Below are 21,480 nucleotides of genomic sequence, written 5' to 3'. Positions count from 1 at the left end.
CCGGCGGTCGTAACCGAACTGTTCGAGCAGTTTACGCGGTTACGCGATGAAGGCATGACCTTGTTGATCGTAGACCAGATGGCGGATTATGCGCTAGCGATCGCGGATCGCGGCTATGTCCTCGGCGGCGGTCGCGTGGTAGCGGAAGGAAGTCCTGCGGAACTGCGCGGCGCCATGATCGACGACGCCTATCTTGGTTCCGCTTCGTGATTGGATGAAGTGATGGATCTGATTGTCCGGGACGCTCGCATCTTGCGCGGCGACGAACTCGTCAACACTGATATTGCCATTCAAGGCAAGACGATTGCGGCGATCTCTCCGGCGTTGGCGGCGGATGGACCCGAACTGAAAGCGGAAGGGTGTCTCGTCGTCCCCGGCCTGATCGAAACACATATTCATCTCGACAAGACCTGCATCCTCGATCGGTGTCGTATCGAGGAGGGCACCGTGGCCGAAGCCGTTCGCGAAACGGCGGCCGCCAAGCGCGGCTTTACGGTCGAGGATGTCTATGCCCGGGGTCAGCAAACGCTCGAACGTTGCATCAAGCACGGCACGATGCGGATGCGGACCCATGTCGAACTGGACCCCGGTATCGGATTGATCGGCCTGGAGGGTGTCGAACAGCTCGCGCGCGACTACGCCTGGGCGATCGACGTCGAAATCTGCGTGTTTCCGCAGGAAGGGATGACCAACTATCCCGGCACGGAAGAATTGCTGATCGAGGGGTTACGCCGCGGCGCGCGGACCATCGGCGCGGTGCCATATTTCGATACCGATCCGCGCGCACAGATCGATCGCATCTTTGCAATCGCGCGCGATTTCGACGCCGAGATCGACATGCATCTCGACCTCGCCGAGACCACACAGAACATGCAGATCGAATATGTCTGCCGCAAGACCGAGGAGTTCGGCCGCGGCGGAAGGGTGGCGGTCGGTCACGTCACCCAGATGTCGCTACTGCCGCCGCAGCGTTTTGGCGAGATCGCCACGCGATTGGCCAATGCCGGCGTCGCCGTGACGATCCTGCCCTCGACCGATCTGCACTTGATGGGCCGCAGCCACGATCACGCGGTGCCGCGCGGCGTCGTGCCGGCCGAACCCTTGCGCAAGGCGGGTGTGACCTGCTCGATCTCGACCAACAATATTCTGAATCCATTTACGCCCTATGGCGATGGGTCACTGATCCGGATGGCGAACCTCTATGCCAATGTCTGCCATGTGGCGCGTCCAGCCGATCTCGCCGGATGCCTCGATATGATTACGGGTTCGGCGGCGCGGCTGATGCGGCTCAGCGATTACGGCATCAAGGTTGGAGCGCCGGCCGATCTCGTCTGTCTTGACGCAACCAATCCCACGGACGCGGTCGCCACGTTGGCGCAGCCATTGTGGGGTTTCAAGCGCGGCCGCAAGTCGTTCACGCGGCCGCGGGCGCAGCTTCATCGCCACGCAAACCAAATCCCAGGTTAAAGCTACTCCGCCGCCTTGTTGGTCTTGGCGCCGAACATCCGGGCTGGCGCAGGGAAACCGCACGACGTGCCGTCGGTGACCTTGACCTCGTCTTCCCAGGGAAGCCGGTATGTCCCGGCGACCATGTCCTGCATGAAGGTGTAGGGACAATCCATCGCGCCGCCCTTCACCGCGACGTAGCCGCGATGCCAGAGCTGGTAGATGTTGTTCTCGACGCCCCAGTTGATCCGCGCTTCGCGCACGAGATCGGGGCGCACTTCGGCGGTGATGATTTCGTCGACGCGGCCGGTCGTGCCATGCGCAAGGATGCTGCCGTCGAAATTCACGATCATGCCTTCGCCCATCGAATCGAACGAGCCGTCGGAGCCGCACGTGCAGACATTGGCGGTCACCATCAGGTTCTGGAACGCGTTGGCCTGGTTGGTGAAGCGCCAGCTCTCCCGGACCGGAGCGGTATACCCGGCTGTGCGGATCATGATTTCCGCGCCCTTGTAGGCACATTCCCGCGCCATTTCGGGGAACATGCCGTCATGGCAGATGATCAGCGCGATCTTGGCGCCCTTTGGCCCTTCGATGACGGGAATGCCGATGTCACCCGGCTCCCACGGCTCGACCAGAATCCAGGGATGGAATTTGCGGTAGTAGAGTTTGATCTCGCCCTGATCGTCGATGATCAGGCCGGAATTGTAGGGGTTGCCGTCGGGGTTAAACTCCATGATCGAGAAGCAGCCCCAGATATTGTTGTCGATGCAGGCTTTCTTGAAGGCTGCGACTTCCGGACCGTCGAGACGGCACATGATCGCGGGATTGGTGTCCATCGACAGGCCGTGCAGCGAGTATTCCGGGAACACCACCAGATCCATGGTGCCGAGGTTGCGGCGCGCCTTGCCGACCATGTAGACGATACGTTCGGTCTGCCTGGCGAGATCGGCCTTGGTCACGACCACAGGGAGTTGAAGCTGCACCAACCCAATCACAATGCCATTGGGCGATTTGTTGAGTCCGCCAAGTCCGTTCATGTCCCGCTCCCTGAAAGACCTGCGCCCTTCTGTCGGTGGGGCGCGCGAAAAACCCACGGCAAGCAAATCGCATTTTGACAAGGCGACAAAGATCAATTTTCAGGCGATCCGAGATCAAACCGAAGGCAGTGGCTGGTCTGGCCCACGGCCCGACGCCTTCCGTAGCCATGAGAGGCAGCCTATAAGGCGGGCAAAGGGAGCCAGCCGCAGCGGCCAGCTTGACGAAGAGAAGCCAACCCTATGGCGAACTTGACGAAAAACTCCGATAAAACCCTTCGCGTAGCGATTGCGGGGTTGGGCCCAATCGGGAAGGGCGCGGCCGAGGCGCTCGACCAGGGCATCGACGGGTTCTCGCTTGCCGCCGTATCGGTGCAGAACCCGGAAAAGCATCACAACTGGCTGGGTACGTTGAAGAAGCCACCGGCAATTCTGCCGATCGAAGGGCTTTCCGATGTGGCCGATGTCGTCATCGAATGCGCGCCCGCAAGACTTCTGCGATCGATCGTCGCGCCATTCGTGGAACAGGGAAAAACCGCGATCGTGCTCAGCGCCGGCGCGTTGCTCGAGAACGAAGATCTGATCGATATAGCCCGGCAGAACGGCGGGCAGATCGTGGTGCCGACGGGCGCGCTGATCGGTCTGGATGCGGTGACGGCGGCGGCCGTCGGCGAAATCCACTCAGTCCGGATGGTGACGCGCAAGCCGGTTCGGGGTCTCGTGGGCGCACCATTTTTAGTCGAGAACAACATCGACATTGAATCGATCAAGGAGCCATTGAAGGTCTTCGATGGAACGGCGCGGGAGGCCGCGAAAGGTTTTCCTGCCAATCTGAACGTCGCGGTGGCGCTGTCGCTCGCGGGCATAGGCCCCGACCGGACTCGGCTTGAGATCTGGGCCGATCCGGCACTGACGCGCAACGTGCACCGCGTTGAAGTCGATTCCGACTCGGCGCGATTCTCAATGTCGATCGAGGGCATTCCCTCCGAAAATCCGAAGACCGGACGGATCACCGCGCAATCGGTGATCGCGCTGTTGCGAAAGCAGCGGGCCGCATTGCGCGTGGGAACCTGAACGAGCTCGTCTATTTGGTGCCGTAAGCACGGTCACCGGCATCGCCCAGGCCCGGCAGGATAAAGCCGTGGTCGTCGAGCCGCTCGTCGATGGCGGCGAGCCAGATCGGTACGTCCGGGTGAATGCCGCGCATCCGCTCGATGCCCTCCGGCGCCGCAATCAGGCATACCAGGCGGATGTCGTTGGCGCCGCGCTCCTTCAGGCGATCGACCGCCGCGACCGCGGTGTTGGCCGTGGCGAGGACCGGCGAGATCACGATCACCTGCCGCTCATGCAGATCGCTCGGCGCCTTGAAGTAGTATTCCACGGCAACGAACGTCTCGGGCTCGCGGTAAAGCCCGATATGGGCGACGCGCGCGTTCGGGACCAGATCGAGCATGCCTTCGGCGAATGTCATTCCGGCGCGCAGCACGGGCGCGAATACCAGCTTCTTGCCGGCGATCTGCGGCGACTTCATATGGGCAAGCGGCGTTTCGATATCGACGTCGGCAAGCGGCAAGTCGCGGGTCACCTCGTAGCACAAGAGCATCCCGATTTCCTTGAGCAGCTCGCGAAAGGATTTGGTCGACGCATCCTTTTCGCGCAGCAGCGTCAGCTTGTGCTGAACCAGCGGGTGACTAACGATCGTGACGCCGTCCATGTTGCTGCCTCATATCTCGAAACATCTAGAATACAGTGCCGTCACTGATGACCTTGACGGGTGGTGAAGCATCCATGCGGCGTTCGCGCGCGAGCCGCCGCCCCGCTGCCCAGGATCCGCCTTCAAGAACCTTGGCGAGCGGCAATGATACCGCATCAAGTCCAAGCCGTTTTCGTATCCCTTCGGCGAGACGATCGAGCAACGCCACCGTCAGCGCCCGCCATTCCACGACCAGCGGTGCAGCCACTTCATGCTCGCGTTGTGCATCTTCCTGATGACGAAACGCAAGCACGCCGGAATCGATGAACAATCCGCCATTGCGGTATTCGGCGAGACCCGTGAGGCCGTCGATATCGATGACCTCAATGCCGGCTGTTTGCAGCGGCTCGATCAGCGAATAGGCGAGCCACTGCGAGAGCTTGTGCAGCGGCACCAGGCCGTTGGTAGCATCGCCCGTAATCAGCGCCGGATGCTTCCAGCAATCGCCGAGCGCGATACCGCCGAGCGATAGCCGCGATGGCCAGATTGGCCCGAGCTGTTGCAACAGCTCGGAGAGAATGACGGGGGCGGGAAGGCGGCCATTTTCCGCCCGTGCTGCCAGACGATCGAACAGCCCGCCCGGCCGCGGCGTGTCGTTGCGGCCGAAAATGTCCGGCTTCGATGCAACGAGTTGGCCAAGTCGGCGCAAGAGATCGACGCGGCCCTGAAGACCGACGAGGGGATTCTCGCTGGATACCTGCAAGCCGCGCTCCAGATCGGACAGCGTGAGATTGGCGAGCACGTCCGCATCGGCGCGCAATGGATCGTGCGGATTGGCCGAGAATACGTCGCTTTCAAACATGGCTAGGCTTGCCAGTCCGAGCCCCTCCGAACGGCCAATGGTGAGACCGCTGTTCTGATCGCGATAGCGCCAGGTGGGACCTGCGCCAGCGTCGAGGAAGACCGAGACGATCGCAAGGTCGAATTCCGCCCGCGCCCGGGCCGAAGGATTTTGCCATTGCGTCCGGTCTGCGATGGCCGCCCAGCGATTGTCGTTGTTCGCAACGAAATGCCGCCAGCGCGAGTGAAAAGGCACCTCGAACGAGGGATAGGCGTCGCGCGTGGTCTGCAGCACCAGATCGACGACGCCATCCATCTTCTCAGGGTTGATCCGGAAGTTTGGCAGCTTGTCGTCCAGCGCCAGCGCCAGCATGCGATGCGCCCGCTCGCGGACGGCGGCGGCGCTCAGCAGCGTCAGCGCGGCCGCAGCTTCAGGATCTGCCGGCAATACGACCGTCCTTGCTTCAGTATTTTTCAAGAGGGCGGCCGACCGAATTGAGAAGTTCGTCCGGCGGTGCCGGCTCGGCGCTGTAATAGCCGGCAGCCTTTTTCGCCGCGATCTCCACATGCGCGTCGGGCGGGACCAATTCGTCCGGGATCGGAACGCGCTCGACGATCTCGATGCCCTGGCCGGTCAGCGCATCGTGTTTCATGTCGCTCATGGAGACAAAACGGTCGATGCGCTTGAGGCCAAGCCAATGGATGACGTCCGGCATCAACTGCTGGAAGCGCGCATCCTGCACGCCGGCCACGCATTCGGTGCGCTCGAAATATTGCGCGGCCGCGTCGCCGCCTTCCTGACGCTTGCGCGCATTGTAGACGAGGAACTTCGTGACCTCGCCGAGCGCGCGCCCCTCCTTGCGGTTGTAGACGATGATGCCGAGCCCGCCTTCCTGCCCGGCGCGCGCGCACTCTTCGATGCCATGAAGCAGATAGGGACGGCAGGTGCAGATATCGGAGCCGAACACATCGGAGCCGTTACACTCGTCGTGCACGCGGCAGGTGATCTTGGTGCGGTGGTCGGGCAGCTTGGTGACGTCGCCGAACAGATAAGCCGTCATGCCGCCGATCGGCGGCAGGAAGACCTGCAAGTCCGGTCGTGTCACCAACTCCGGAAACATGCCGGCGGTCTGTTCGAACAACTGCCGGCGCAGGTTGTTTTCGGTGGTCGCAAACCGCTGCGCCAGACCGGGCAAGTACCAAACCGGATCGATCGCGATCTTGACCACGGAAACGCTGCCGTTCTTGTGAACGAATTCGCCGTCGTGCTTCAGCCGTCCGGCATCGATCGCGGCCTTGATCTCCGGCAGGTCCAGGCGGGCACGGGTGATCGCGATGCTCGGCCTGATATCGATGCCCTCGGCGATTTCCGAGGCGAAGTTTTCCGCCACGAGATGACCCCAGGGATCGAGCGAAACGATGCGCTGCGGATCGCTCCATTGCGGGAACGGGCCGATCATGGCGGCGGGATGCGTGTTGGTGAGGTCGGGACGCCGGATCGGGTCGAGGGCGCCGGAGGAGACCGCCAGCGCGCGATACACCGAATATGAGCCGCCGTGGGAGCCGATGACGTTGCGATCGTGCGGGCGGGAGACGGTGCCGATGATCGGGCCGCGTTCACGCGCGCTGGCCGCACCCCATTGGATCGGGAAGTTGAGTTTGCCTCCCGGCGCCGGATGCGAGGTGATCCGGATATGGTCAACTCGGTTGGAAGGGGCCATCGCCGTCTATCCTTCAGACATGATTCGCCTAAGCTTTTCGGCTCCAAACTATAGCCTCAAATGGCGACGGCCCGCCTGAACAGACGGGCCTCGTCATCAACCATGAAAGCTAACAATACAAAGCTACGAGCGCAGCCGAAGTTAAGATATAGAGATCTCGCCGCCGAATACAACGGCGATTAAGTAATTGTATTTTCTTGAATATTTTGCCCTTCGACCTGCCAAGCGGCTATGCCGCGCTGCAAGCGTGCGGCTGGTTCACTGCGCCTGCTGCGGCGCGCTGTCCCGCGGTTGCAGCGAAGATAATTGCCCGGTCGGCGTCCAGCCGCCGCCGAGCGCCTGAAAAAGGCTGCTGGCCGCGAGCAGTTTATTCAAGCGCACCTGCGCCAACGCATTTTCGTTGATGAGGAGCGTTTGCTGGGTTTGTAGCACGGTGATGAGGTTGACCGTACCCGCGCGCAATTGGGTCTCTGATACCTCGAAGGCCTTGCGGGCGTTGGCCACGGCTTCAGCTTCGAGGCGCTCCTGCAAGGTCGTTTGCGACAGCGCGACCAGGGCCTTCTCGACATCGGAGAAAGCCGAAAGCACGGCCTTGCGATAGGCCTGCAGATTCTGCAACTGCACGCCTTTGGCCTGTTTCAACTGGCTTTCCAGCAGGAAGCCGTCGAACAGCGGCTGCGTCAGCCCAGCCGACAGCGTGTAAAACCAGGCGCCAGGTCCAAACAGCGAAGCCAGCGCCGCGCTCTGTACGCCGGTTTGTGCGGTCAACTGGATCTGCGGGAAGAACGCGGCCCGCGCCGACTCCACGCTGAAGTTCGATGACGCCAGCTGCGCTTCGGCCTCGCGGATGTCCGGCCGCTGATTGAGCAGTTCCGAAGGCAGACCTGGCGTGACGCGCGGAACGGCGATTTGCGTCATCGTGCCGCCCTTCACCATGAAATTGGCCGGCGCGCGTCCGACCAGCACGGCGAGGGCGGCAGTGTTCTGCCGCAGCGTAATTTCAAGCGGCGGGATCGCAGCGCGTTCGGTCGAGACCTGCGTCTCCTGTTGCGACACGTCGAGTTGTGACGCGGTGCCGCCGGCAAACTGCTGCTTGATCAGGGTGAGAATGCGTTCGGCCGCGGCAAGGTTGCGCCGCGCGACGCGCAATTCATCCTGCGCGGCCAGAACCTGGAAATAGGTGTTGGCAACGGTCACAATGGTCGTGAGCGTGACGACCTCGCGATTGTAGCGCGATGCGGTCGCGGTCTCTTCGGCAGCATGGAGGGTGGCGCGGTTCTTGCCCCAGAAATCGAGCATGTAGCTCGCCGTTAGCCCGAGGCTATACTGCGAGAAGCTTCGTCCGCCAATTCCGCCTCCGGTGGCAAACGAACCGGCTGCGCTTTGGCTCTGCTCCGCGTTCGCGGTCCCGCTTACCGACGGCAAGAGCGGCGCACCGGCCACCCCGACCTGGGCATCGGCCTGAGAGATCTGTGCAATGGCGACGGCTATGTCGAGATTGTAGATCTGCGCCGCGTCCATCAGCGAGGTCAGCTCGCTGGACTTGAAGCCGCGCCACCAGTCGACGGCGGGAAGATGGGTGTCGGCAGCGGTGTGTCCGCCTTCGCGGTACGCCGCCGGCACATCGAGATTGAGATCGGGCCGCTCGGTTCCAAGGATGCAGCCGGACAAGGCTGGGCCGAGCAGCAAGATGGAGATAGCAAGAGCCACCTTGTTGGGGCCGCGTGAGGTCCGTGCCGAAACGTTACCGGTCATTGGAATGCCAACACCTACTCGCCGGGTTGCAGCCTGGTCTCGGGCGCGAGCGGCGGTGCGCCCCCCCTGAGACGTTGGCCCCATAGCCGGAATCGATCCATATACAGGTAGATTACCGGCGTTGAATAGAGCGTCAGCGTCTGACTGAGGATCAGTCCCCCGACAATTGCGATGCCGAGCGGCTGCCGCAGCTCGCCGCCCTCACCGAAGCCGATGGCCAGAGGCAGGGCGCCCAGCAGGGCGGCCATCGTCGTCATCATGATCGGCCGGAAGCGCAGCAGGCACGCTTCGTAAATCGCATCAACCGAACTCAAGCCGCGGCTGCGCTCGGCCTCGAGTGCAAAATCGATCATCATGATCGCATTCTTCTTCACAATTCCGATCAGCAGGATGACGCCGATCAGGGCCATGATGCTGAACTCGGTCTTGAACGCCATCAGAGCGAGCAGGGCGCCTACACCGGCCGACGGCAGCGTCGATAAAATCGTCAGCGGATGGACGTAGCTTTCATAGAGAACGCCCAACACGATGTAGATCGTGATCAGCGCGGCCAGAACCAGGTACGGCTGGTTCTCCAGAGAATCCTGAAAAGCTTTCGCCGTGCCCTGGAACGTGCCGCGGATCGTGGCGGGTACACCGATCCGGTTCATGGCGGCCTCGACCGAGGTGACGGCGGAACTGAGCGAGCCGCCTGGCGGCAAATTGAACGAAATGGTGTTTGCGACGAGGAGACCCTGATGGTTCACCGCGAGCGGCGTAGCGCCTTGCTTGAAATGCGCGACCGCCGACAGCGGAATCATGGTCTCGGCGCCGGTAGAGACCGCCGAACCGGTGGAGGCTACGCCCTTACCGGTGGTACCGATCGAATTGTTCGCAAGATTCCGGGCGGCTTGCGCGTTCGCGGAGGTCGCCGAACTCGCCGCATTCGTGCCGGCTGACACGGTTCCGGCGACCGCATTGGTCGATTGCGATCCGCCGACCGAGGCGCCCGACGTAGAGATCCAGACGTCCTTCAGCGTTTCCGGGTTTTGCCAGTATTGCGGCGCGACCTCCATGATCACGTGATACTGGTTCCGCGCCACATAGATGGTCGATACCTGCCGCTGACCGAATGCGTCATAAAGGGTGTTGTCGACCTGGCTGACGGTGACCCCTAGTTGGGCGGCGGCATCGCGATCGATGACCAGATCGGATTCAAGCCCCTTGTTCTGCTGATCGCTGTTGACGTCGGTCAGGTTGGGGTCGCCTTGCAGGGCGGCCGCGATTTTCGGAGTCCACTCGTTGAGTTCCTCGAATGTGGGCCCTTGCAATGTAAACTGATATTGGGCGTTGCTGGCGCGGCCGCCGATACGAATATCCTGCACCGCCTGCAGGAAGAGAGTGGCGCCCGGTATCGCCGCCATTTCTTTCCGTAGCCGGCCAATGACGCCGTCTGCTGAGATCTTGCGTTCGCTAAGTGCCTTCAGCGAGACGAAAACGAAGCCGGAATTGGTCGGCCCGCCGCCGGTAAAGCCAACCGCGGTCTCGACGGCTGGGTCGCTTTTGATAATGGTGATGAATTGCGTCAGCTTCTTCTGCATCAACTGGAAGGAGATGCTTTGGTCGGCCTGGATCGAGCCGACGAGGCGCCCGGTGTCCTGCTGTGGGAAGAAGCCTTTCGGAATGATGTAGTAGAGATAGCCGTTGAGGACGAGCACCACGACCAACGTTAGTATCGTCGAGGCGGGATGCCGAAGGGCGACCGCCAACGTGCGGCGATAGACGTCGAGCATGGCGTCGAAAAAGCGCTCACTCGCTCGATAGAGTCGCCCATGTTCGTAGTTCGCGGGGCGGAGCAGGACCGCGCACATCATTGGCGTCGTCGCCAGCGAAATTGCGAGCGAGATGATGATCGAGATCGAAATCACCATCGCGAATTCACGGAACAGGCGGCCGATGATGCCGCCCATCATCAGGATCGGAATAAACACGGCGATGAGCGAGATGCTCATCGACAGCACGGTAAATCCGACTTCGCCGGCTCCCTTGAGGGAAGCCTCCAGCGGAGACATGCCTGCTTCGATATGGCGGGTGATGTTTTCGAGTACCACGATGGCGTCGTCGACGACGAAGCCGGTCGCGACCGTCAAGGCCATGAGCGATAGATTGTCGAGGCTGTAGCCGCACAGATACATCGCGGCAAAAGTCGCAATCAGCGACACCGAGACGGCGACGACGGGGATCAGCGTGGCGCGCAGGCTGCGCAGGAAGGCAAACACCACCACGATCACGAGCAGCACGGCAAGGACGAGCGTGCGTTCGACGTCATGCAACGATGTGCGAATGGTGATGGAGCGATCGACCGCAATCCCGACGTCGATGGCCGGCGAAACCGAAGCCCTGAGCTGGGGCATCAGCGATTTCACCAGATCGACGGTACTGATGATATTGGCGCCCGGCGCCCGGTAGAGAATGATCAGGACCGCCGGCTTGCCGTTGGCAAGTCCGGCATTGCGCAAATTTTCGACCGAGTCGGTAACTTCACCTACGTCGGAGAGACGGACCGGAGCGCCGTTGCGATAGGCAACGATAAGGTTTTTGTAGTCGTCGGCATGGTTCGCCTGGTCGTTGGCATAGACCTGGTACCGCTGCTCGCCGACGTCGATGCCGCCTTTTGGACTATGTGCGTTGGCGCTGGAAAGTGCCGCCCGCACGTCTTCGAGGCCGACACCGTATTTGTAGAGCGCCTGTGGAATGAGTTCGGCCCGCACCGCCGGCAGCGAACTGCCGCCGACAACCACCTCGCCAATGCCGTTGACCTGCGACAATTTCTGCGCCAGCACGGTTGACGCCGCGTCATAGAGGTCGCCGCGGGTCTGGGTATCCGACGTCAGGGCCAGGATCAGGATCGGCGCATCAGCTGGATTGGATTTCTTATAGGTCGGGTTGGTCCGCAGGCTCGTCGGCAGATCGGCACGGGCGGCGTTGATCGCGGCCTGCACGTCGCGTGCGGCGCCATTGATGTCGCGGTTGAGGCCAAACTGAAGGGTGATGCGGACGGAGCCCACCGTGCTCGCCGACGTCATCTCGGTGACATCGGCGATTTGCCCGAGATGACGCTCCAGCGGGCTCGCCACCGTGACGGCGACGTCCTCCGGACTCGCGCCCGGCAACGTGGCGCGGACCGAAATGGTAGGGAAATCGACCTGGGGCAGCGGCGCGACCGGCAACTTGAAGAAGGCTACCGCGCCGGCCGCGGCAAGGCCAAAAGTGAGCAGCGTCGTTCCTATCGGCCGCCGAATGAATGGCGTAGAGGGACCCATCGACGTGCCTCATTCCGCCGGCTGGGCGGCTTCGTCCGAACGTCCGGAAAACCGGATCGCCAGGCGATCGAACCAGAGATAGATCACCGGTGTCGTGAACAACGTCAGCAACTGGCTGAGCAAAAGGCCGCCGACGATGGAGATGCCGAGCGGATGGCGCAGCTCGGAGCCCGCACCGGTGCCGAGCATCAGCGGCAATGCGCCGAGGACGGCGGCCATGGTCGTCATCAGGATCGGGCGGAAGCGCAGCAGGCAGGCCTGATAGATGGCGTCGCGAGGCGATTTACCCTCATGGCGTTCGGCGTCGAGCGCGAAGTCGATCATCATGATCGCATTCTTCTTCACGATGCCGATCAGGAGAATAATGCCGATGATGGCGACGATGGTGAGGTCGTCACCGGCGATCATCAGCGCCAGCAGCGCCCCGATTCCGGCCGACGGCAGCGTCGACAGAATCGTGACGGGGTGAATGAAGCTCTCGTAGAGAACGCCGAGCACGATGTAGACGGTGACGATCGCCGCCAAGATCAGGAAAAGCTGATTGGAAAGCGACGATTGAAACGCGAGCGCTGCGCCCTGGAAGCTGGTGATGACGCTTGGTGGCAAGCCGATATCGACTTGTGCCTGCTTGATCGCGGTTACCGCAGCTCCAAGCGAGGCTCCCGGAGCAAGGTTGAAGGACACCGTGGCTGCGGGAAACTGCCCGAGATGCGATATCTGCAACGGCGCGGTTTCCTGCCGGAACTTGGCCAGCGTTGCGAGCGGCACGGGGGTGCTACTTACCGAGGAGGGCAGGTAGATGTCCGAGAGCGATTGCAGCGACGTCTGCAGGTGCGGGTCGGCCTCCAGAATGACACGGTACTGGTTGGAATTGGTGAAGATCGTGGAGACGATCCGCTGGCCATAGGAGTCGTAGAGAGCGTTGTCGACGGTTGCCGGCGTGATGCCGAAGCGGGCGGCCTGGTCGCGATCGATTTCCACAAAGACCGAAAGCCCCTGGTCGGAAATGTTGCTGGCGACATCGCCAAGTTGTGGCAGCTGCCTCAGCTTGTCGATCAGCTTGGGAGTCCATTCCGAGAGCTGCTTCGGGTCGGCGTCCTGCAGGATGAACTGGTATTGCGTCTTGCTGACCGTGCCTTCGATCGTCAGGTCCTGAACCGGCTGCATGTAAAGTGTGATGCCGGCGAGAGGGCCGGTTGCGTTCTGAATACGCCGCATCACCGTCGAGATGTTGGATTTCCGTTGGTCGTAGGGCTTCAGGTTGATCAGAATTCGTCCGCTATTGAGCGTGTTATTGGTTCCATCCACCCCGATAAAGGAAGAAAGGCTGACGACATCGGGATCTTTCAGGATAATGGAAGCCAGTTGCTGCTGGCGTTCCGCCATCGCCGCATAGGACACCGATTGCGGGGCTTCCGAAATCGCCTGGATCACGCCAGTGTCCTGAAGCGGAAAGAATCCCTTCGGGATCATCACATAAAGCAGTGCCGTCAAAACGAAAGTTGCGAGCGCAACCACCAGGGTGAGCGGTTGATGGTCCAGCACCCAGGTGAGAGCGTGGCCGTACATCTCGATGATCCAGTCGAATGCTTCACGGCTGCGGCGCTGGAAGGCATTTTCCTGGTTGTGGGATTCGGGTTTGAGCAGCTTGGCGCACGCCATCGGGACCAGCGTCAGCGAAACCACGGCCGAGATCAGGATCGTCACCGAAAGCGTGATCGCGAACTCGCGGAACAGCCGGCCGACCACATCGCCCATGAACAACAGCGGGATCAGCACGGCAATCAGCGAGACCGTCAGCGAGATAATCGTAAAGCCGATCTGCTCGGAGCCCTTGAGCGCGGCTTGCAGTGGTGTATCGCCTTCCTCGAGATAGCGCGAAATATTCTCGACCACGACGATGGCGTCGTCGACCACAAAACCGGTGGCAATCGTCAGCGCCATTAGGGACAGATTGTTCAGGCTGAAGCCGAGCAGGTACATGGCGCCCAGCGTGCCGACCAGCGACAACGGGACCGACAGGCTCGGGATCAGCGTTGCCCGCGCGTTGCGCAGGAAGACGAAAATCACCAGCACTACGAGGATCACGGCGAGCGTCAGCTCGAACTCGACGTCCTCAACGGAAGCGCGGATGGTGACCGTGCGGTCAGTCAGTACGTTGAGGTCGATGGCTGCCGGCAGCGAGGCTTGCAATTGCGGCAGCAGCCTCTTGATGCCTTCGACCACGGCGATGACATTGGCGCCCGGCTGACGCTGGATGTTGAGGATGATGGCCGGCGTCTCGTTCATCCAGGCGCCGAGCTTGTCGTTCTGCGAGCCGTCGACGACGTTGCCGACGTCGCTGAGGCGGACCGGTGAGCCATTCTTGTAGGCCACAATCAGCGATTCATAGTCGCTCGCATTCCTGATCTGGTCGTTGGCGTTGATGGTGTAGGCGCGCATCGCGCCGTCGAAATTGCCCTTCGGCGTGTTGACGTTGGCGTTGCCGAGCGTGGTGCGCAGATCGTCGATGTTGAGGCCGTAGGCGGCAAGTTTTCGGATATCGGCCTGGATCCGCACCGCCGGCCGCTGACCGCCGCTGATGCTGACGAGGCCGACGCCTGGAAGCTGCGAGATTTTCTGCGCCAGGCGGGTGTCGACGAAATCCTCGACCTCCGTCAATTTCATGGTCTTCGACGTCAGGCCAAGGGTCAGGATCGGCGCGTCGGCCGGATTGACCTTGGCGTAGATCGGCGGCGCCGGAAGGTCGGCCGGCAGCAAGTTGCCCGCCGCGTTGATGGCGGCCTGCACTTCCTGCTCGGCCACGTCGAGAGAAATGGTCAATCCGAATTGCAAGGTAATGACCGACGCGCCGGCCGAACTGATCGAACTCATCTGGTTGAGGTTCGGCATCTGTCCGAACTGCACCTCGAGCGGCGCGGTGACGGACGACGTCATCACATCCGGGCTGGCGCCGGGATAGAAGGTCTGGACCTGAATGGTCGGATAATCGACCTCAGGCAGTGCAGCGACCGGCAGGAAGCGAAACGCCAGCAAGCCGGACAGCATGATGGCGATCATCAGCAGGGTAGTCGCGACCGGTCGTAAGATGAACGGTTGCGATGGACTCATTGTTTTTGCCCGCCGTCCGAGCGCTTCCGCTTGCCGTCGCCCGATTTGTTGGACGGGGCCGGCGCGTTCGTCTGGGTCGGGTTATTCTCGGACCGAATGACGATCTTGGCGCCGTCCCTGAGTTTGTCGGCGCCGTCAATGACGATGCGGTCGCCGGGAGCAAGGCCGGAAAGAACCTCCACGCGATCGCCGTCGGTGACGCCAAGCTTGACCGGGCGAACCGATACCGTGCTGTCGTCGTTGACGAGATAGACGAACGTCCCCGGCGCGCCGCGCTGAATGCCGGCAGCCGACATCGTGGTGACGTCCTTGTGGGTATCGAGCAGCAGGCGGATGTTAACGAACTGATTTGGGTAAAGCAGCTTGTCGTTGTTGGGAAATTGCGCGCGCAGTTTGATCGTGCCGGTCGTCGGATCGATCTGGCTGTCGAAGGTTTGCAACGATCCGTCCGCGATCTTGGTGACGCCGGTGCGATCAAGGGCGGTTGCAGGCAACACCGCGCCCGCCTGGAGTCGCTTGGAGATCGCTTGCAGATTGTCCTCGGGCACCGTGAACAGGACGCTGATCGGTTGCAGCTGCGTGATGACGACGATGCCGCTGGCGTCGCCGGGCGTCACGTAGTTGCCTTGGTCGACCTGACGCAGTCCGACGCGGCCATCGAGCGGTGAGACGATACGGCAATAGGCGAGGTTAACCTCGGCGGATTTCACCGAGGCCTTGTCAGCTTCCACCGTGCCCTGATCCTGGGCGACGAGAGCAACTTGGGTATCCAGTGTCTGGTGCGGGACAGCATTCTGCGCCGCCAATCCCTGATATCGCGCCAGGTCCACCTGCGCGCCCTTCAGCATCGCTTCGTCCCGCGCCAGCTGTCCCTTGGCTTGCGCCAACGTAGCTTCGTAGGGCCGTGGATCGATTTCCGCGAGCAGGTCGCCTTTCTTGACTTCATTGCCTTCCGTGAAATCGATCTTCTGCAAGTAGCCGCTGATCTGCGTGCGGATTGTCACGGTTGCGAGCGACGTCACCGTGCCGAGCGCGTTGATGTTGACCCCGATATCACCCTTGCCGACCACCTCGGGCACGATCGACATCGGTGCGGAATTGCGGCGGCTATTGGCCTGTTGCGGAGCGGTCCCCTCCCTGGTCCACCAGACGATGCCGGCGACCACCAGCAGGATAAGGATGATGGTCAGGACAAACCGTCCGCGCGACCGCGGCTTGGCGGACTGCGCAGGACCCGTCACGGGTGCCTCCGGGAAGTTCTTAATCGGTTGGTTCATGAACCTGCCATCAGATGAGAAGCGTGGGCGCGGCAATCTTCCGCAGTTTGTCGCAGGAACCGCCTCCAGGGTCCGCTGGCGACCTTCATTTGAACGTTCCCGCCTAGCGTTGTCGCATTAACAATCGGAAACAATTGCACTTTTCGTCCAGACCGCGACTAGCGGGGCAACAATCAAAGAATGTCGTCCAGGCCCTGTTTGTGGTCCAAAGACCGGGAGGGTGATCAGGCCCAAACGAGCCATTGTTATCTGATCCGGTGGCGGCGACAAGGCCGCGGCTCCGCCGAATCTGGCGGGGCAGGCGGCTTTCACAATCGCGAATTCTGAAGCGGATCACCGCCGTCAGGCGGCCGCATCCAATAGCCTGAACGAGCCTCGGATCAGCGCCGTGCGTCCCTTCGCCGTGATCGCCGGCGCGCGGTCGCTCATGGTCGCAAGGCCAAGCGCGACAAGATCGGCGAGGGCGAAGTGAGTCGAAGCAGGCAGCCCGGCAACCGGCGAGCGAAGGGCTTTCAACGTCTCCCATTGATCCGGTCTAAGATCGAAATCGTGATCATCGTTCATGCTGACTCGATTTGGCTGGTCGCGATGCGTTGCTCTCTACCGCAGATGCGTGAATCCGATGCGACCGCAATGCGTCTGCAATTCGTTCTTTAACGCAACTTTTCTTGAATCGCCCTACGCCGGAAATGGCGGAAAGTGGGCACTGGTAACGTGGCTGTCACATCCACGTGTCAATGGACGGCGTCGGCCATCGCGAATCAGGTGGACGCGATGTTTGCCAAGTGCGGCGGCTCAGAAGTCCGCGTCATTTGTCCGCGGCTTCGTCATGCGGACTTCTGAACCAAAGCCGCACTGGATAAATAGGTTGGCTAGTGTCCTTTCGATTCCGAAGTTCGAAACGTGGCTCCGAAAGATGATGCGAACTTCGGAATCGGGACAGTAGCCCGGATGAACGCACCGAAGGTGATCGCGTCGACCAAATCGCCCGGCAACCACTTCAAGCTGAAGGGCCTCGGCGTCGTCATCAGCCTCGTCATCACGACGATTGCGATCTTCGCGCTGACGCACACGTTAAAAAGCATCGACACCGACGAAGTGTTCGCCGTCATCAGGCACACCGACATATCCCTGATCGTGCTGGCCGCAGCGCTGGTGATTGTCTCCTATATCAGCCTGACGTTTTACGATCTGCTGGCGCTTCGGACGATTGGCCGCTCCGATGTTCCTTATCGGATCGCAGCCCTTGCAAGTTTTACCAGTTACCCGATCGCGCACGGCATCGGTGCGGTTTCGCTGATCTCGCCCGTGATCCGTTTTCGCGTCTATTCATTTCACGGCCTTGGTGCGTTTGACGTCGTCAACATCTGCTTTCTGACCGGACTTACCTATTGGCTCGGCAATCTGACGGCGCTTGGGATCGGACTGTTCTTTGCGCCCGACGCGATCAGTCTGGTCGACTTCCTGTCGCCCAAGGTCAATCAATGGCTCGCCGCTGCGCTGCTTCTTGGGGTTAGCGGTTTTCTGGTCTGGTGCTGCTATCCGCGCAACATCGGAACCAGGCGCTGGCCGGTGCGGCTTCCGTCGGGGCCATTGGTGCTGTTGCAGATCGTGATCGGCGTTTTCGATCTCGGTGCTGCGGCACTCGCGATGTACGTGCTGATTCCCGCAGGACCGAATATCGGGATATTCCCGATCATGGCTGTTTTCATCGCAGCGACGTTACTGGGATTTGCAAGTCACACGCCGGCCGGAATTGGCGTCTTCGATGCAACGTTCCTGATCGGGCTGGGCAACGGAGACAAGGAGCCGCTGGTGGCGGCACTCCTGATGTTTCGCCTGATGTATCACTTCCTGCCGTTTATATTAGCGCTTGGTGTGTTCGGCCTTGTCGAGGCATGGCGAGGTTTGCGCCGGCGGAAGCTTAAGTGAAATCTCTTACACCGGCGAATTGAGCTTCAGCCCGACCATTCCGGCGACGATCAGCGTGAGGCAAATGATCCGGACCGGGTCGGTTGGCTCGCTGAAGATCACCATTCCAAGGACGATCTGCCCGCAGCCCCGATGCCGGTCCAGATCGCGTAGGCCGTACCAAAGGGCAGCGACTGCAGCGCAAACGACATCAGCGCGAAGCTTGCCAGAATCGCGATCGCGGTTGCAAGCGTCGGCCAGAACCGGGTGAGGCCGTCGGAATATTTCAAACCGAAGGCCCAGGCGATCTCAAACACACCTGCGGCAATGACGGCTAGCCAGCCGGTCATGGCAACCTCGGCGGCAGCGTGAAGGAGGGGGCGCCATATCGGGCGCGGTCGCGAGCGGATTTCTCAATCCCTGTTTTGACGCCGGTATCCTGTGCCAAAGCCGACATTGTCCACCTCGTCCTCGATTCGACGCAGCTACTCCTTGCGATGTTCGCGCAACAAGGATGTGACAGCTGGTGGTCATCACGGAACCGAGCGGAGTCCGACAGCATCGCCGGGACGGCTGTCGATGTCGTTGTCGCAAAACTGCAGCGAGCGCGCGATAGCCTGATCGAATTGTTGATTCGAGGCTCGGATGGACACGCAACTGATTGCGGATGCTGTCGGTAACAGCAGAGGCGATGAGGAAGCGACGATTTGGGACAGGTTGGTTGCGTTCTGGTTCCGCCGTCTGGTCTATACCCAGATATGGGAAGACCCGGTCGCCGATCTGGCAGCACTTCGCTTGCCGCTCGGCTCGACCATCGTCACCATCTCGTCAGGCGGATGTAACGCGCTGTCCTACCTGACGGCGCAACCGGCGCAGGTTTATGCAGTCAACCTCAACGAGGCGCATCTCGCGCTCCTCAAGCTTAAGCTCGCCGGTATTCGCGCCTTCTCCGACTATTCGCATTTCTGGCAATTCTTCGGTGCGGCGAACGCGTCGGCCAATTCCAGTCTCTACCGCGAAAGGCTGCGGCCGCTATTGGACGTCCAGGCGCGCAGCTATTGGGACAAGCGCAACCTGATGGGCCGCCCGCGCCACGCCTATTTCACGGACGGTTTTTACCGTCACGGGTTGCTCGGCCGCTTCATCGGTCTTGCCCATCTTGCGGCAAAACTGTCCGGGATCGATCCCGAGTTGCTCCTGAACGGCAGACCGGATGCGCCCGCGCGCATCGAGGCGCTGAACCGGCTGGACCGCGCGTTCCACTCGCCGCTGGCCCGGCTGATCATGGCGACGCCGGCCTTGTTGCTCAGTCTCGGCATTCCGCCGCGGCAGCGCGCGCGGCTCGGCGGCGGCGCTCCATTGAATGACGTCCTTTACCAGCGCCTTTTGCGGCTGATTGACGGTCACCCCAACGACATCAATTACTTTGCCTGGCAGGCGCTCCATCGCGGCTATGCCGGTCCGGGCGATCGCTGCCTGCCGCCTTATTTGCAGCGTCGCCGATATGAATGCATGCGCAACGGTGCAGGATTGATCATTCCGCATCACGCCAGCCTCCGCCAATTCCTGGAAAGCCTGCCCGCGCGGGAAGTCGACGCTGTCATTCTCCTGGACTCCCAGGACTGGATGGCGATCGACGAGACACGCGCGCTGTGGAATGCGATCGACCGCGCCGGCCGGGACGACGTCCACGTGATCTTTCGCACAGCCGGCGAAGGATCGCCGATCGAGAGTGACGAGCTTGCCACGCTGCGCCGGACGTGGCGTCGCGACGACGAACGAAGCGCGGTCGGATTTGCGCTGGATCGTTCAGGGATCTACGGCGGCTTCCACTGCTATGGGCGGCGCTAGTTACGCCGCCAGCCTCGCCAAGGGGGGCGGTCTCGCTATTCCGCCAGTTCCGTGTAGGGCGTCGTCGGCACCTGCGCCTCGATCGCCTTTGCTTCCTTGACGGCCTTCGGCCGCAGCCAGACGTAAATCTGCGCGGAGAGCAATACGACGCAGATGAAAAGGAAGAACGCGCTGATCGGACGGTCGATGAACGTCATCAGGTCGCCGCGGGAGATCAGAAGGCTGCGGCGGAAATTCTCCTCGAAGCGCGGTCCAAGCACGAAGCCGAGCAGGATCGGGGCGGGGTGAAAATCCAGACGGAGCAGGATGTATCCGACAATGCCGATCACCAGCGTCTCGCCGACCTGGAACATGTCGTTGCCCGCGGCATAAACCCCGATGCAGACGAAGAACATCGCGCTCGGATAAAGGTAGCGATAGGGAATGCTGAGCAACTTCACCCAGAGGCCGATCATCGGCACGTTGAGGATAACGAGCAGGATATTGCCGATCCAGAAGCTTGCGATCAGGCCCCAGAAGATGTCCGCGTGCTGGCTGATCAACTGCGGTCCCGGCACGATGCCATGGATGATCAACGCGCCCAACAATAGCGCCATCACGGTGTCGCCGGGAATGCCGAGGCTCATGGTCGGAATGAAGTCGCCTTGCACCGAGGAGTGTGTCGAGGCTTCGGGGCAGGCGACGCCTTCAATGGCGCCGTGACCGAAGCGCTCCGGCGTTTTCGATATCTTCTTTTCGGTCGCGTAAGACACGAAAGAGGCGATCGTCGGACCCGTGCCGGGAATCAGCGCGCAGAGGCTGCCGAGAATGGTGCCGCGAAGCATCGGGAAGAACGCCTGCTTGAGGTCGGCCTTCGACGGGAACATGTCCGAAATGCCGACCTTGGCATACTTCATGTCGACCGCTTCGGTGTTATTGACGCTGTTCATAAATTCAGCGATGCCGAACATGCCAAGCGCCAGCGCAACAATTTCGATGCCGTCGAACAGTTCGGTGATGCCGAACGTAAAGCGCGGCTGGCCGGTCTCGATGTCGGATCCGACAATGCCGAGCAGAAGGCCGAACACCGTCATCGCGATGCCCTTGAGCGGCGAGCCCTTCGCGAGCGTCGATCCGGCAATCAAACCCACCAGCATCAGCGAGCACACTTCGGCCGGGCCGAACTCCAGCGCCATCTTGACCAGGAACGGCGCCAGGAAAATCATTTCGGTGATGCCGAAGGAGGCGCCGACGAAGGCGGCGATGACGGTGATGCCGAGCGCCGTCCCGCCTTTACCCTGTTTGGTCAGCGGAAATCCGTCGAGACACGTGACCGCGTGCGGCGGATGGCATGGCAGATTGAGCAGGATCGAGCAGATCGCCCCACCATACTGGGAGCCGTAATAGACGCCGGAAAGCATCAGGATCGCCGGGACAGGATGCATGCCAAACGTCAGCGGCAGCAGGATCGAGATCGTGGCGACCGGACCCATGCCCGGCAGCACGCCGACGAGGTTGCCGACCAGCACGCCGAGGAAGCAGTACATCAGGTTATGC

At 61.4% G+C, this 21,480-nt stretch carries 14 protein-coding genes and 2 pseudogenes; 5 read left to right on the top strand and 11 right to left on the bottom strand.

Annotated elements, in window-relative coordinates; translation table 11 throughout:
- Positions 1-210, top strand: a pseudogene (locus tag WB528_RS00785) (ABC transporter ATP-binding protein); the annotation flags it as partial.
- A gap of 12 nt (positions 211-222) precedes the next feature.
- Entirely contained in the window at positions 223-1,467 is a 1,245-nt protein-coding gene (locus tag WB528_RS00780) for an amidohydrolase family protein (protein ID WP_423886529.1), read from the top strand.
- Positions 1,468-1,469: 2 nt separating this feature from the next.
- On the opposite strand, the gene WB528_RS00775 is transcribed toward WB528_RS00780, so the two are convergent.
- Entirely contained in the window at positions 1,470-2,486 is a 1,017-nt protein-coding gene (locus WB528_RS00775) for a formamidase (RefSeq protein ID WP_423886528.1), read from the bottom strand.
- A gap of 240 nt (positions 2,487-2,726) precedes the next feature.
- Here WB528_RS00775 and WB528_RS00770 point away from each other — a divergent pair, with 240 nt between their 5' ends.
- Complete coding sequence (locus WB528_RS00770; protein ID WP_423886527.1) at positions 2,727-3,557, top strand: aspartate dehydrogenase; 831 nt, start codon at positions 2,727-2,729, stop codon at positions 3,555-3,557.
- Between the two features lie 10 nt (positions 3,558-3,567).
- On the opposite strand, the gene upp is transcribed toward WB528_RS00770, so the two are convergent.
- From upp to WB528_RS00730, 8 genes are all read right to left on the bottom strand, one after another.
- Positions 3,568-4,197, bottom strand: a complete 630-nt coding sequence (gene upp, locus WB528_RS00765; protein ID WP_423886526.1) for a uracil phosphoribosyltransferase — start codon at positions 4,195-4,197, stop codon at positions 3,568-3,570.
- Positions 4,198-4,222: 25 nt separating this feature from the next.
- The gene (locus WB528_RS00760) at positions 4,223-5,464 is read right to left on the bottom strand and encodes a URC4/urg3 family protein (RefSeq protein ID WP_423886525.1); all 1,242 of its coding nucleotides are present in this window, start codon (positions 5,462-5,464) and stop codon (positions 4,223-4,225) included.
- A 16-nt stretch (positions 5,465-5,480) separates the two neighbouring features.
- Positions 5,481-6,737: a GTP cyclohydrolase II gene (locus WB528_RS00755; protein ID WP_423886524.1), complete on the bottom strand. Its 1,257-nt coding sequence runs from the start codon at positions 6,735-6,737 to the stop codon at positions 5,481-5,483.
- Between the two features lie 258 nt (positions 6,738-6,995).
- The gene (locus WB528_RS00750; RefSeq protein ID WP_423886523.1) at positions 6,996-8,492 is read right to left on the bottom strand and encodes an efflux transporter outer membrane subunit; all 1,497 of its coding nucleotides are present in this window, start codon (positions 8,490-8,492) and stop codon (positions 6,996-6,998) included.
- A 14-nt stretch (positions 8,493-8,506) separates the two neighbouring features.
- Positions 8,507-11,794: an efflux RND transporter permease subunit gene (locus WB528_RS00745; RefSeq protein ID WP_423886522.1), complete on the bottom strand. Its 3,288-nt coding sequence runs from the start codon at positions 11,792-11,794 to the stop codon at positions 8,507-8,509.
- Between the two features lie 9 nt (positions 11,795-11,803).
- Entirely contained in the window at positions 11,804-14,905 is a 3,102-nt protein-coding gene (locus WB528_RS00740; protein WP_423886521.1) for an MdtB/MuxB family multidrug efflux RND transporter permease subunit, read from the bottom strand.
- A complete protein-coding gene (locus WB528_RS00735; RefSeq protein WP_423886520.1) occupies positions 14,902-16,182 on the bottom strand; it encodes an efflux RND transporter periplasmic adaptor subunit in 1,281 nt (426 codons plus the stop codon). The genes WB528_RS00740 and WB528_RS00735 overlap by 4 nt, the downstream gene beginning before the upstream one ends.
- Before the next feature lie 342 nt (positions 16,183-16,524).
- Positions 16,525-16,746: a hypothetical protein gene (locus tag WB528_RS00730; protein WP_423886519.1), complete on the bottom strand. Its 222-nt coding sequence runs from the start codon at positions 16,744-16,746 to the stop codon at positions 16,525-16,527.
- 387 nt (positions 16,747-17,133) lie between these two features.
- Here WB528_RS00730 and WB528_RS00725 point away from each other — a divergent pair, with 387 nt between their 5' ends.
- A complete protein-coding gene (locus WB528_RS00725) occupies positions 17,134-18,114 on the top strand; it encodes a lysylphosphatidylglycerol synthase transmembrane domain-containing protein (protein WP_423886518.1) in 981 nt (326 codons plus the stop codon).
- A 6-nt stretch (positions 18,115-18,120) separates the two neighbouring features.
- Here the strand turns inward: WB528_RS00725 and WB528_RS00720 are convergent.
- Positions 18,121-18,443 (bottom strand): annotated as a pseudogene (locus tag WB528_RS00720) (DMT family transporter).
- A 295-nt stretch (positions 18,444-18,738) separates the two neighbouring features.
- On the opposite strand from WB528_RS00720, the gene WB528_RS00715 reads away from it, so the two are divergent.
- Entirely contained in the window at positions 18,739-19,944 is a 1,206-nt protein-coding gene (locus WB528_RS00715) for a DUF3419 family protein (RefSeq protein WP_423886517.1), read from the top strand.
- A 35-nt stretch (positions 19,945-19,979) separates the two neighbouring features.
- Here WB528_RS00715 and WB528_RS00710 read toward each other — a convergent pair whose 3' ends face one another.
- A complete protein-coding gene (locus WB528_RS00710) occupies positions 19,980-21,473 on the bottom strand; it encodes a tripartite tricarboxylate transporter permease (protein ID WP_423886530.1) in 1,494 nt (497 codons plus the stop codon).
- Positions 21,474-21,480 lie beyond the last annotated feature (7 nt).

The organism is Bradyrhizobium sp., from assembly GCF_049586575.1.
In the GTDB taxonomy this organism is placed as follows: Bacteria; Pseudomonadota; Alphaproteobacteria; order Rhizobiales; family Xanthobacteraceae; genus Bradyrhizobium.
This window is presented reverse-complemented; position numbering and strand designations above follow the sequence as displayed.